At 27.6% G+C, this 13,894-nt stretch carries 13 protein-coding genes; 12 read left to right on the top strand and 1 reads right to left on the bottom strand.

Features of this window, described 5'->3' with window-relative positions; all coding sequences use genetic code 11:
* The first annotated feature begins 8 nt into the window (after nucleotides 1–8).
* The 9 genes from ABDZ71_RS12095 (at nucleotide 9) to ABDZ71_RS12055 (ending at nucleotide 8,373) form a co-directional block, all read left to right on the top strand.
* Nucleotides 9–704 (top strand): aspartate/glutamate racemase family protein, encoded by a 696-nt coding sequence (locus ABDZ71_RS12095; protein ID WP_343761905.1) that lies wholly within the window; start codon nucleotides 9–11, stop codon nucleotides 702–704.
* A 528-nt stretch (nucleotides 705–1,232) separates the two neighbouring features.
* Nucleotides 1,233–3,158, top strand: coding sequence for a KAP family P-loop NTPase fold protein (locus ABDZ71_RS12090; protein WP_343761904.1), 1,926 nt, complete (start codon nucleotides 1,233–1,235; stop codon nucleotides 3,156–3,158).
* Nucleotides 3,159–3,176: 18 nt separating this feature from the next.
* Nucleotides 3,177–3,884 (top strand): hypothetical protein, encoded by a 708-nt coding sequence (locus tag ABDZ71_RS12085; protein ID WP_343761903.1) that lies wholly within the window; start codon nucleotides 3,177–3,179, stop codon nucleotides 3,882–3,884.
* Complete coding sequence (gene qatC, locus ABDZ71_RS12080) at nucleotides 3,868–5,328, top strand: Qat anti-phage system QueC-like protein QatC (RefSeq protein ID WP_343761902.1); 1,461 nt, start codon at nucleotides 3,868–3,870, stop codon at nucleotides 5,326–5,328. Before ABDZ71_RS12085 ends, qatC begins: the two co-directional genes overlap by 17 nt.
* Nucleotides 5,321–6,046: a TatD family hydrolase gene (locus ABDZ71_RS12075; protein WP_343761901.1), complete on the top strand. Its 726-nt coding sequence runs from the start codon at nucleotides 5,321–5,323 to the stop codon at nucleotides 6,044–6,046. Before qatC ends, ABDZ71_RS12075 begins: the two co-directional genes overlap by 8 nt.
* Nucleotides 6,047–6,452: 406 nt before the next feature.
* A complete protein-coding gene (locus ABDZ71_RS12070) occupies nucleotides 6,453–6,983 on the top strand; it encodes a hypothetical protein (RefSeq protein WP_343761900.1) in 531 nt (176 codons plus the stop codon).
* Nucleotides 6,984–7,170: 187 nt separating this feature from the next.
* Nucleotides 7,171–7,800, top strand: a complete 630-nt coding sequence (locus tag ABDZ71_RS12065) for a DUF6037 family protein (RefSeq protein ID WP_343761899.1) — start codon at nucleotides 7,171–7,173, stop codon at nucleotides 7,798–7,800.
* Nucleotides 7,766–7,975, top strand: coding sequence for a hypothetical protein (locus ABDZ71_RS12060; protein ID WP_343761898.1), 210 nt, complete (start codon nucleotides 7,766–7,768; stop codon nucleotides 7,973–7,975). Before ABDZ71_RS12065 ends, ABDZ71_RS12060 begins: the two co-directional genes overlap by 35 nt.
* Nucleotides 7,975–8,373, top strand: a complete 399-nt coding sequence (locus ABDZ71_RS12055; RefSeq protein WP_343761897.1) for a HipA N-terminal domain-containing protein — start codon at nucleotides 7,975–7,977, stop codon at nucleotides 8,371–8,373. Before ABDZ71_RS12060 ends, ABDZ71_RS12055 begins: the two co-directional genes overlap by 1 nt.
* 457 nt (nucleotides 8,374–8,830) lie before the next feature.
* Here ABDZ71_RS12055 and ABDZ71_RS12050 read toward each other — a convergent pair whose 3' ends face one another.
* Nucleotides 8,831–9,652 (bottom strand): MerR family transcriptional regulator, encoded by an 822-nt coding sequence (locus ABDZ71_RS12050; RefSeq protein WP_343761896.1) that lies wholly within the window; start codon nucleotides 9,650–9,652, stop codon nucleotides 8,831–8,833.
* An 85-nt stretch (nucleotides 9,653–9,737) separates the two neighbouring features.
* On the opposite strand from ABDZ71_RS12050, the gene uvrA reads away from it, so the two are divergent.
* From uvrA to ABDZ71_RS12035, 3 genes are all read left to right on the top strand, one after another.
* On the top strand, nucleotides 9,738–12,212 hold the full coding sequence (gene uvrA / locus ABDZ71_RS12045) for an excinuclease ABC subunit UvrA (protein WP_343761895.1): 2,475 nt from the start codon (nucleotides 9,738–9,740) through the stop codon (nucleotides 12,210–12,212).
* 415 nt (nucleotides 12,213–12,627) lie between these two features.
* Nucleotides 12,628–13,374, top strand: coding sequence for an alpha/beta fold hydrolase (locus tag ABDZ71_RS12040; protein WP_343761894.1), 747 nt, complete (start codon nucleotides 12,628–12,630; stop codon nucleotides 13,372–13,374).
* 42 nt (nucleotides 13,375–13,416) lie between these two features.
* Nucleotides 13,417–13,674 (top strand): TfoX/Sxy family protein, encoded by a 258-nt coding sequence (locus tag ABDZ71_RS12035; RefSeq protein ID WP_343761893.1) that lies wholly within the window; start codon nucleotides 13,417–13,419, stop codon nucleotides 13,672–13,674.
* Nucleotides 13,675–13,894 lie beyond the last annotated feature (220 nt).

Here is a 13,894-nt window from a genome sequence, read left to right as displayed (position 1 = left end):
TGTTTTAATTGAAAACAATTGGATTAATAGGCGGAATGAGTTGGGAGTCAACATTAGAGTATTATAAAATTTTAAATCAAACTGTTAAACTAAAATTAGGAGGACTTCACTCTGCAAAATGTTTAATATATTCTGTTGATTTTGAAGAAATAGAAATGCTACAACATGAAGATAGATGGGAAGAACTTACTAATAAAATGATAGATGCTGCAAAAAGGTTAAAAAGAGGTGGAGCGGAATTTATTATGATTTGTACTAATACCATGCATAAAATGGCTGAGGATATTGAAAAAAATGTAGGTATTAAAGTTTTACATATAGCAGAAGCAACCGGTAAAAAAGTAGTGGAAAAAGGAATAAAAAAGGTAGGCCTTTTAGGAACTAAGTTTACTATGGAAGGGGATTTTTATAAAAAGGTTTTAAAGGATAAATTTGATATTGATGTAGTTATACCAGATGAAAATGAAAGAGAAATAGTGCATGATATTATCTATAAGGAACTATGTAAAGGTGAAATAAAAGAATCCTCAAAAGAAAAATATAAAAAAGTAATAGACAATCTAGCCAAGAAAGGCGCAAAAGGAGTAATACTAGGTTGTACAGAAATACCTTTATTAATAAAACAAGAGGATGCTAACATAGAAGTTTTTGATACAACAACAATACATGCTGTTTCTGCAGTTGATTTTGCTTTAGATATTTAAGAGCTATTTTAAAAACATAATATTGATAGTTTTGGGCCCTTGAGTGTAGAAGATGCACTTGAGGGTTTTTGTATGTGGAAAATTTAAAGGAGGATTAGAGTTGGGTTTTAAGTTGTAGTGTTATGGATGGAGAGGAGTTAGAAGAATTGTAGTCGTTGGTTTTTCTATTTTAAATCAATATTATGTTATTTGAGTTGTAGATAGTTGGAAATTTTATAGTTGTGATATATTCAAAATATCACTTGCATTACTAAATTTAAAAATAAATCTAAAATAATAATAAATGCTAATTATAAAGGATTTATATAGATAGATATGAGATAAACCAATAAGGATTATTGATAGGATGTCTTTTAATAGAGTTCATAGAAGATGTGTGAATTGTATGTTTAATATAAATAATAAAATAGCTTAAAATGTTAATAAAATGACCAGATGATGGTAAATAGTAGTGCTTAATATTTTAAAAGGTATTGAGAGATTTATTTGAATGACTGGAAATTCGTGTCAATAAAGAGTAAAATATAAGTGAAAAGTATATGTTTTTGTCATAAAAAGAGTAAAATGGGAGCTGGATTTATGTGGATTGATAGAGAGTCAGAAATAGATTTATTAGCATATGAACCATTTGCAGAACTTGTAAATGATATATTGTTAGATGAAAAAATGAATCCTCTTACAATAGGACTATTTGGTAGTTGGGGTGTTGGTAAATCTACATTATTGAAATTAATAGAAGATAAAATTAAAAAAAATGACAGTAAGAAAGATAAGATTATTTGTGTGCCATTGAATGCGTGGATTTTTGAAGGGTATGATGATGCCAAGAGTGCTTTGATGGAAAGTTTATTATGTACCTTAAAAAAAGAAGAATCTGTATTTTCAAAATTTAAAGATAGTATTGAAAAATTAATTAAAAAAGTTAATTTTTTTAGATTAGGGGCTATGGCAGTTAAACATGGAATACCGTTAGCTACAGGTACGGCAAATCCTTTAGGTGTAATGGCATATCTAATAAGTAATAAAGATACTATTAAAGAAGATGTTAAAAAAGTAGTTAAAGAAGATAGTACTGAAGATGAAGAAAGTATGATTAATAATATAAGATCATTTAGAGAAGAATTTAAGAAATTACTTGATGAAGCTAATATTGAAAATTTGGTTGTAATGATAGATGATCTTGATAGATGCAATCCAGATCGAATTATTGAAACATTAGAGGCTATAAAACTTTTTTTATCTGTGCCTAAGACAACGTTTATAATTGCTATTGATGATGCAGTAGTAAAATATTCTGTTAAAAGAAAATATCCCAAGATAGATGAAGAAGATTTTGGAATATCAGAAAACTATATAGAGAAAATAATTCAATTACCTATATATATACCTGAACTTTCACAATCAGATATTACAAATTATTTATTATTGTTAATTTTTGAATTATATTTTACAAAAGATACAGTTAAAAAGTTAATGGGAAAATTGATGGATAATAATTTGTTTTTAGAAGGTGAAAAAATAAGCATTAATACTATTAATGAATATATAGATGATTTGAGTAATAATAAATATTTAATTCAAGATAGCTATGATGACTTTGAAAAAATATTTACAATTGTTTCAAAAACAAGTGATGTAGTTTCTTGTATGTTGAAGGGAAATCCACGTCAAGCTAAAAGATTTTTAAACACTTTTTTAATTAGAAAAAAATTAGGTGATATTTATTATAAGTGCAAAGAAAATAATATTGATTATTCAATATTAGCAAAATTGGTTGCCTTAGAATATATAGATAAAGATTTATTTAGAGAGCTTTATAGGTGGAGTATAAAAAATAAAAACAGTGATGAGATTACAGAGCTAAGAACAATAACTGATATAGTAAATGAAAATAAAGAAATTCCTGATGAATTTAAAAAATGGAATGATATTAGGATTTTAAAATGGTTGAAATCTGACCCAAAAGAATTATATAACAAGAATTTGCTTCAATATTTTTATTTATCAAGAGAATCATTAAATATTAATTATAGTATACTTGATAACTTAACTATTGAAGAACGAAAAATATATAATGAAATAATGAGAATTAATAGGAAAGTAGCATATACAAAAAAAATAAAGGAGTTGAAAGGAAATAATAAAGTAAAAAGTTCTAAAATTATACTTGCAATTATTGATAGTTTTAAAGAAAATATAAAGTTGATTGATAAATGCCAAGCTATTTATTTAGAATATGAGGAATATAGGAGTGACATAAGAGATGTGTTGAAAAAAATTACTAAAGTAAATGCAACTGCTCCAGTTTGTGGTGTTTTAAATAACATGTATAGAGAAGATAAAGAATCTTTTGCAGAAGTAATAAACCAGTTAAAAGCAAATAATGTTTCAGATCAACAATTATCGGTTATTACAAAAGAAGATAGTAATGTAAATAGATCTGGTAGAATATAATAAGGGAGAATTATAGTTATGGGAACATCAAAAGGATATATACCACCTAAAAGCCCTGAATGGCGTCAAGCTAAAGGGGCAGTGACAAGAATGTCAGCAGGGAACAATTATAGTAAAGATAATGCCAGAAAAGCTATTGGGAAATATGCTGAAGCATATTCAAAAACACACTTAGGGAAGAGTAGTTTTTCAAATGTAGCTGGGAATTTCTTGAATTTCTTAAGTGATATTAAAAATAATGATTTTGATAGTACTATTGAAAAGTATGGGCTTGATAGTATTAGGAATAAAAATGGTAGTGAATTATATAGTGGGATTTTGGATTATTTCTCAAGAGATATATCAACAATAGATGATCAAATAGTAAGGGATAGTTTATATGATACTCTTGAAGATCTGGAAGTAGATACTTTTGAAAGCCTAAATAATATTCAAAGTGAAGATTTTTTAATAACATTTATAATAAATTTTGCAGTGAAAAATTTTGAGGAATGCTTTGCAGAGAAAATTCTTTCTAAGCAAGAAAATATAGATAGGTACGATACGATTATAGAAGATGTAGAAAATTTGATAGGAGATAGAATTTTAGCTGATATGAAAATAAATGATATTTTAAAAATGGATTTCTTAAGTGACGATGGACAAGAATATATAAATAATATATGTAAATTGAGTTATGATTCTTTAAAAACAATTGGTGAGGTGTATTATGAAAATTTGGATTAACAAAACAAATATTGATGAATTGAATGAAGAATATCATGATGCAGTTATATTCAATATGTTGAAGGATAATCCGAAATCTAATCTTAAAACGAATTTTGAGGAGATTTGGAGGAGATTTTCTTTAAAAAGTATTGATAGTATATATGAAGATTTTTTAATTATTGCATCAAGTATATTTGCTGTTGATAGAAGAATTCCACGAACTAATGTACAGAATATGGATGATGATAGAGAAGTGAAAGACAATTGGACAAGAACATTAAAAGTTAATATTCCTGTATTAAAAATTGATAAATGGTTAACTGTACGGAATAAATTGGAAAAAGTTTTAAATTTCTTAAGTGGAGACTTATGGAAGTTAAATTTTAGAAAAACTACAGATAGATATAGGAATGATGAATACAGAAAAAATAAATATATAAAAAAAGGGATCATTAATAATGATTTTGATTGTGTAAGTCTGTTTTCAGGTGGATTAGATTCATTTTGTGGAGCATTACATTTATTAGAACAAGGGAAAAAAGTTTGTTTTGTTGGATGCATGGAATATAATCAATTGAAAAACAGGATGAAAGAAATTTATGGAAAAATAGACAGAGACTATCCTAATATAAATAAAGATTTGATTATATTTTCTACTAAACCGAGGATACCTAAAAATATAAATGAAAATATTAGAAGCAAATATACAGAGGATACAAGCAGAAGTAGATCATTACTTTTTATATCAGTAGCTGTGGCAGTTGCATCAATAGTAAATCCAGAAGAAGGTATTTATATACCGGAAAATGGTTTCATAGGTCTTAATATACCTTTAACTCCAAGTCGAATGGGGTCATGTAGTACAAGAACTACTCATGTTCATTTTTTAAAAAATTTGAATAAATTATTTGAGGAGATAGATATACCATATAAAATATCTAATTTTTATGCTTATAAAACTAAAGGCCAAATAGTAAAAGAATTTAAAAAAAATAGTACTTTTATTGAGTGTGTAGATAAAACAATTTCTTGTTCTCATCCAACACAAGGTAGAATGGTGGGAGTGACACCAATAAATTGTGGATATTGTTTTCCATGTATGATAAGAAGAGCGTCATTAAATGTAATTGGATGTGAAGAACAAACTTATATAGATAACTTTGATGAAGAATATAAATTAGATATAAAGTTAATTAGAAAATATGGAAATCCGTATACAGGACGAGCGAAAGATTTAAATGCACTATTAGCAGCATTACATAAATATGTTAAAAATGATGATCCAAATTTTTATAAAAAGCAATTAATAAAAATAGGAGGGCTATCTTTCGCTGAAATAGAAATGTTTAATGATATTTATATTAAATCTATGGAAGAATTAAAGAATATGATAATAAAACAAGCAAACAGAAATGATAAGTCGTTACTACAATATATAGGAATGAGTGAAGATAGTGAATAATTTAATAGATACTCATTTTCATTTAGATTATTATCGTAATCATAAAGAAGTTTATAATGGGATTAATAAATTGAAGCAATATACATTGTGTGTGACAAATCAACCAGAAGTATTTGAATCATGTATAGACATTTATAAAACAACAAAATATATTAAATTCGCGTTAGGGTATAATCCGAAAATTACTAAAGGAATAGTATTTAACAAGAAATCTTTTTTGAGAAATTTGGATAAAACTAAATATATTGGAGAAGTTGGATTAGACTTTAATAATAGATATAAAAATATGAAATCTTCTCAGATAGAGAATTTTAATTTTATTTGTGAACAAGCGAGTGAGCATAATAAATTGATGACAGTGCATTGTAATAAAGCAGAACAAGAACTATATGGTATTATTAAGCGGAATAATAATAAAAAGGTTATACTTCATTGGTATAGTGGTAACTTGTTCTGGATTGAGAAATTTTTAGAATTAGGTTGTTATTTTTCAATAAATGCAAATATGGTAAAATCTAAAAAAAGGATACAATGTATTAAGAGTATGCCATTAGATAAATTATTAATTGAAAGTGATGGTCCTTTTAGTAGAATAAATAGAAGAAAATTCACATATGATAAATTGCATCAAGTTTATGATGATTTAGAAAATTTATTAGAAGAAAAAAATTTAAAAAATATTATATACAATAATTTTAAGAAACTAATATCACAGTAGAAAGTCTTATATCATAGTTTATCAAGAACCCACGGGAATTATACCATTACAAAAAGCATTAGGCACTTACCTAGTGCTTTAATCCATATGAAAATTAAAAAGGAAATACTATAAAAATCTAGAATAAGTATAGCCAGTAAAAAATAAAAAATTCTATAGAAATTAAAGATATTTAAATAGAAAACACAAACTAAACTTAAGAGAAGAGCATATAGAAGAGTTTTTAAGAAAAAATATAGAAGGTATATTTGAAGATGAAACTTTACTTGTGGTTGGAAAGCAAGTAGGAAAAAAAGACTTAAAAAGTATGTAAAATTACTACAGGTGGAATAATGAAGTAAAATTAAAACAACAGTCTGATTTATTGCTGATAAAGGTGATGAAAAGTAAATTGGAGGTGTGTGATATGTCTGAAAAAGAACTATTAAATGGTCAAGCCATGTCGTTACAATGGGCAACGTATTTATTGTCAATGGCAGAAAAAGATATAAATATCAACGATGGAAAAGTAGTTAAAAAATTGCTTTGCAATGCCAAAACTGTAACGGGTTCTATGAGTTATGAGGCTTTAGAAATGGGATGTTTATATGCATCCAACTTTCTTTTACCATTTGCAATTGAGCTTGCTCTAAAAAGTTTACTTAAGAAATGTCAAATTAAGTATAGCAAAAAAGGGCAGGATGGGCATAACCTTGAAAAACTCTTTGAACAGTTAAAGCAAGACAAATGTAAACGGGATATTCAAACAAAAATTCAAAGAAAATACGAGAATTTGTCAGATGGAATATCTGGTAGTATCAAAGATATTTTATTTCAACATAAATTAGATTTTACTCAGTGGCGATATTTGGATAACCCTAAAAATTTAAGAGTACAAACGAAAAAACTTCAGTTTGTATTGTGTGCAATTTTAGAGATATATGATAAGTTAACATAGTAAGAAGAAATTAATGAGATATGTATAAAAATAATAGTAAAGAATTTACTTGTAGTCAGTTTTTAGCATATCATGAGTACTAATTTTTGTATTTATATAAAAATTAGCTAATATATTATTCATTAGGATATCAGCATAAACTATAATTATATGAAAAATCAAAAAAGTTGCTTGTGAGGTGATAACTATGGCAGAATTATTGTTCAAAAATTTACCATCTCTTTTGAATGATATGGAGCAAAAAGGATGGATTATTGATTCGTTTCCATTTAGATATAAAGAAGAAGGTTATTTAGTGATATTAACACTTTATAGAGAAAATCAGAGAAAACCAAGTAAATATGCTAAGGCAAAAGTGGAATTTGTAAAAAGAAGCAATATAAATGATTCAATTAATGGATATATTGATTTTTACAAAGTTTACTTTCATAGTAAAAAAGAATTTTGTGATTTTTTTAGTGTAGAAATAGGAAATACAAATAGAGATTTATTTAAAGATTTTTCAAAACTTTTTGCTAGTTTTATTCCTAAAGAGAAAAAACTTAATAAAAGTGATACTGAAAAAAGATTAATGGGGAGTCGTGCTGAGGGAAATAATTCTAAGGGGATATATTGCTATGATGTACATCGTAATGGAAAAAAGAAAAATGGCTCATTAAATCAACGTAGCATTGAAAATAGTAATAAGGCACAATTATTACGACCAGAATTATATAAACATTATTGTGATGATATGAATTTAAGCTTCTTTTTTTCAGAGAATTTAGAAGAGGAAAAAAGTGATGAAGAAATTATGGCTATATTTGCAAATCGATAATTTGAAAATTAAACAAGTAAACTTCTTGGTATGGACAAGTTGCTTAAAAGATATTATATATAGTTATGAGGATAATATAATTGATCCTAGTATAAAGGAACTATTGTATGCTTTTTTAATAGAAAGAAGAAAAAGACTTATGAATATATATTATGGGGAAAAGGAGGAAGATTAATGAGTATAATTAATGATAGAGATTATATTTATTTGGTTTGGAAAGACTATAAAACTAGTCAAAGATATGTAATTGGAAAATTATCTAAAAACGGTAAATATCAATTTGAATATAGATGTGAAGATGTAAATAAGGCTATTGAAAATGGGTTTGAACCACTTATAGCATTTCCTGATATAAATAAAATATATGAAAGTTATGATATATTCCCTGCTTTTTCAAGTAGATTACCGGATAAGAGGAGAAAAGATGTAAAGGAAATACTATCAAAATATAAATTGCAAAAGTATGATGCGTTTGAACTTTTGAAAAAGAGTGGAGGAAAACTTCCTACAGATAGTTTAGAGTTTATAGAACCAATGTTTTTAGAAAATACTAATATTAAACGAAGAGCTTAGTAACTATATTGAAGGTAAAGTAATTAATTCACAAGAAGTAACAATTTCACAAGACATATTCAATTTTCTTATGCAAAAGGCATTTAAAGGGGAGTTGGAATTTAAAAAGTTTTGTTGTATATAAAGAATGGGATAACCCTAGTAGGAAGATAAACTGTTAAAAAAAATGATTATTATGGGTCAAAAAATAAATTCCAATTTCAAGCTATAAGGTATGCTGCAAGTTATGCAAAAATTAAAACTACAGATGATTTAGTTGATAAAATATTTGCGGATGGTCTAGTATTAGAATTTATGATTGGGCTTTAGTTAAAGGAAATGATAAGACCCTACATGAAGTGAGGAAAGAGAAAATGCTATCTCTTGAAAATGAAATAGAATAGCATTACATATAAGAGAAACCAGCAGGTGGTCTAAATTCAGCCCATCTGTTGTTTTTTAGTCCTTTAAATTAAATTTATATTTCAACAGGAATTAATATTTCCCTTATGAAATCATTTTTAGATTTGGTTGCCCATAAATCAATAAGAGGAATGATATAGGCATCACCTATAATTTGATAAGCATTGAGAGTAATATAATTTAGTAAATGCTTGAAAGTTTCTGATATTGTATTGTAGGGACCATGATGGAGACATCTAACAAAATAATTAGCAGGTATTTCAATTGTTTCAGCATCATCAATTGGATGACTCAAATAATTGAAAACATATCTATAGTGATCAAATTCTTGATTAAATAATTCATTTTTCCCTAGGCAGAGACCATATTTACTAATGATAGAACCATAGCTTGTTGGTGATTGATCCAAAGCGGTTTTTAATTTTCTGGAAGCTGTTTCGTAGGGTGTGAGATCGTTATAGTTTAAATCCTGTTTGCAAATAGTAATTTCAGAATAATGGTCAAGTTTTATACCTTTATAAAGTTTAACATTTTGATATTGAGAAATCATGTTAATGCGTTTGTCCAAGACAATTTGTAGTTTTTGTAGCTCCTTGATTTTTTTATCAATTTTTTTCTTTTGAGTACTTAACAAATCAATACTTCCTTCATGAGAAGGGTCAGACATAAATGACTTAATTGACTTTAAACTTAATCCTGTTTCCTTTAATGCTAGTATAAGCTCTAGCTTATCCATATCTTCATAGGTGTAGTATCTATATCCGTTAGTTTCATTATGGGATGGTTTCAACAGGTCAATATTGTCGTAATAGATTAAGGTAGGTCTAGATATATTATATCTTTTTACCACTTCACTAATTAAAAATTTTCTGTACATGAATAAAAATCTCCTTGACTATAAAGTAACTTTATAGTTTATTATAACATTATAATTTAAAAAGGGATAATTAGAAGGAGGAAAAATGTACGAATATATTGAAATTATTGGAGCAAAAGAACACAACCTAAAAAATGTATCAGTGAGAATACCCAAAAATAAATTAGTAGCAATTACAGGACCTTCTGGTTCAGGGAAGTCAACATTCGCTTTTGATATCCTTCAAAGAGAATGTCAAAGGCAGTACATGGAATCCATGGGTATGGTAACAGATGGAATGAATAAAGCAAAAGTTGATAAAATTGTAGGTCTTTCCCCATCCATAAGTATTTCACAAGGTATTAACAACAGAAATCCAAGATCAACAGTTGGAACATTTACTGAGGTGTTAACTTATTTAAGATTACTTTATGCTAAATGTGGTGAACGTTACTGTCCTCATTGTAATGAGAAAATAAAACCTATTTTTATAACTGAGGATGATATTGAAATAGAAACTTCAGAAAACAAAACAACTAATTGTCCACATTGCGGTGGCATAATATCTAAACTGACTATGGCACATTTTTCTTTTAATAAAGCAGAAGGTTTTTGTGAACACTGCAGTGGGTTAGGGGAGGTTAATGAAGTTGATCCAAGTGGAATTGTTAATGAAGATTTAGCTATTGGACAAGGAGCAGTTAAGATGTGGCAGGGTATAATGGCTGAACATTATGAACATGTTCTGGTAGCGTTATCAAAACATTATAAACTAGAGTTTAATGTGAAGAAGCCGGTAAAAGATTATAATGAATTAGAACGTATGATCTTTTATCATGGTGTTAACTATGACAAGTTTAAAAAACTATTTTCTACAATAGCTAGACCTAAGAAAGTATGTGATGGATATTTTGAGGGTATACTTACATTTCTTAATAAAAAATCAGCGGAAAATATTAGAAAAGGTACATCAAATAAAAATATTGAAGCATGCTTTAAAAGAATAATATGTCCATCATGTGATGGTACACGACTGAATGAGCAGGCAAGAAATGTATTTATTGATGGGAAATCTATCATTGAAATATCTGCCTATACCATTGATGATTTAAAGGAATGGGTATGCACATTACCTGAAAAATTAGGTGTAGAAAATCGTGAGGTTTTGGAATCAATGATTACTGATATTTTGAGACGAATAAAAAGTATAGTAAGCATTGGATTAGGTTATTTAACTATTGATAGAATGATAAAGTCATTATCAGGTGGGGAAGCACAGCGTCTTAGAATGGCAAGTTTACTGGATTCAGGACTTACAGGTGTGCTTTATATTTTGGATGAGCCAACAACGGGACTTCATCCTAAAGATACAATGAAAATATTAGATGCCTTGAAAAAACTCAGGGATGGTGGTAATACAGTTTTAGTTATAGAACATGATATGGATTTTATAAGTAAGTGTGATTATGTTATTGATTTTGGACCACATTCAGGAAGCAAAGGTGGTCATATTGTGGCATATGGTGATCCAAAAGAGATTTCTAATTTTGAACAATCATTAACAGGGAAATACTTAAACAAATCATATAAAGTTAATTCTCATGTTAAAAGAGTAGGGGAAAATCATATTCAGATAATAAATGCGTATGAACATAATCTCAAGAATATTGATGTAAATATACCTTTAAACAAACTTGTTACAGTCACTGGACTATCAGGTTCAGGAAAATCAACATTAATATTTGATGTACTGGCTGGTTTTGCTAATGGTGAAAAGAAAGCTGTTGAAGAAATTAAAGGTATGAATCAGTTAAATCGCATCATCGAAGTGAATCAGAAAAGAATTGGAAAATCATCAAGGTCAACAGTGGCAACTTATACAGATATTTTTACAAACATTAGGGCTATATTTTCAAAACAAAAAGAGGCGAAAGAACGAAAGCTTAAAAGTAGTGATTTTTCATTTAATGTTAAAGGTGGCCGTTGTGAGAAATGCCATGGACTTGGTTCCATTCCACTTGATATGCATTTTTTAGATGATATTGAAGTGATTTGTCCAGTATGTCATGGTAAGAGATTTAATAAAAGGGTATTAGAAGTGAAGTATAAAGGATATAATATTTCTGAAATTCTTGATATGACAGTAAAGGAGAATATGGAAATTTTTAAAGATAATAAAGATGTTTTTAACAGATTAAGTGTTCTAAGTGAAGTTGGATTGGAGTATTTGGCCTTAGGTCAATCAACAGCTACATTATCTGGGGGAGAATGTCAGAGAATAAAACTTTCCAAAGAATTAGGAAGAACTTGTGAAGGAAATATACTGTATATATTAGATGAGCCAACAACAGGATTACATCCAAATGATATAGACAAACTAATAAAATTACTTCGAAAACTGATAGGACGTGGTCATTCAGTTGTTGTTATTGAGCATTCACTTGAAGTGATTTCACAAAGCGATTGGATTATTGATTTAGGTCCAGAAGGTGGATCAAAAGGTGGAACTATTATCAAAGAAGGTTCACCAGCAGAAATTGCTAAGTGTCCAGAGAGTTATACAGGAGCTTTTTTAAAATAAAAGTTAGAATTTAAAATTAAATGCATTGGAAAGTTTTAAAATAGCCGTTACTTACTGTTTGGGTTAGCGGCTATTTTTATTAAGCTATTCAAAGCATATTATAAAGATTCTTAACTTACAAATGCACTATATCTATAATTTCGTATCAAAATTATATAAAGTAATTTTAAATGAAGATAAGTGTTTAATATGGTAGAAAAGTGTAATTTTTTCAATGTTTATGATATAATTTTTATGACAATTCATATATGGAAAATAATATGAGTTACTAAAATAAAAGGAGGTATTTCGATGGGGATTTTTAATAGACTAATATAGTCTATATGTAAGAGAAATACTGAGTCTCCCATGTAGACTATATAAAACAAACATTTATTAAAAAGTTTTACAATGTTTATTATTGGGAGGATAAAAAATGTCATATTTTAATTTTAAAAATTCAAAAATTTATTATAGAGTGTACGGAGAAGGAAGTCCTTTAATTATCATACATGGAGATACAGCTTCCTCAAAAATGGTTTTACCTGAGATGAAGTTTTATTCTAAAAACTTTAAGGTGATTTTAGTAGATTTAGTAGGTCAAGGGAAATCTCAAAGAGTGGATAAATTACCGTTAAACCATTGGAGTTTCAATGCTGATATGATTATTGAACTATGCAGATACCTTAAAATTAAGGATGTTAATTTGTTAGGTACAAGCGGTGGGGCTAGTGTTGCTTTAAATGCTGCACTAAAAGACCCTAATTTATTCTATAAAATAATTGCAGATAGTTTTATGGGGGAAAGTTTATCTAGTGATTTTGCTGAAAAGATTGTGGATGATAGGAAAATAGCAAAGCAAAAGCTAGGGCCTAAGATATTTTGGCTTATGATGCATGGATTTGATTGGGAAAAGGTTATTGATCAAAATACAAAGTTAATGGTGGATTTTTCAAGAAATCTAGGCGATTTTTTCGATGGTGACCTTAAGGATATAGAAAACAACGTTTTAATTACAGGAAGCTCAAAAGATGACTTAATACCTAATGCTGAAAACATATTAAAAGATGTTGATTCTAAAATGAAAAACTCTAAGTTGGTTATTTTTAAAGAGGGAAATCATCCAGCTATGTTTAGTAATAAAAAAGAGTTTAGAAATTTAGTTTTAGAATTTTTGTCTTAACAGCAGTAAAATACCTTATTATTTTGAAAGGCGTGTTTTATTATGGGAGAATTATCAAAACTACCTAATATAGGCGAAAAAATTGAAAGTCAGTTAAACAAAGTAGAGATATTTACTTATGATGAATTAAAAGATATTGGAACAGAAAAGGCATGGCTAAAGATACAAGAGATTGATTCATCTGCCTGTATTCATAGATTGTTAGCTCTTGAAGGTGCAATTTGTGGTGTTAGGAAAAAGGATTTACCAGAAAAGCGAAAAGCAGAACTTAAAGATTTTTATAATTGGCATAAATTATAAATGGTGATTTGATTAAAAAAAGTAACAAAAACAAAAATTTTGATTTGTAATAGGTGTTAGAAACATAGTTTGTTCCACAAATTTTTTCCATTATGATTAAATTAATAAGGTTATATAAAAATTTAAGAAATTATTTTTAAATTTAATAATATAATATTTAGAGGAGAAGCAACTCAAGGCGAGTTGCTTTTTCATATGGGATAGTGTTAATAAATGTTAT

This window comes from Clostridium oceanicum (assembly GCF_039521385.1).
GTDB classification, from domain to species: domain Bacteria; phylum Bacillota; class Clostridia; order Clostridiales; family Clostridiaceae; genus Clostridium_F; species Clostridium_F oceanicum.
Note: the sequence above shows the minus strand (reverse complement) of the source record. Positions and strands in the feature narration are given on the sequence as shown.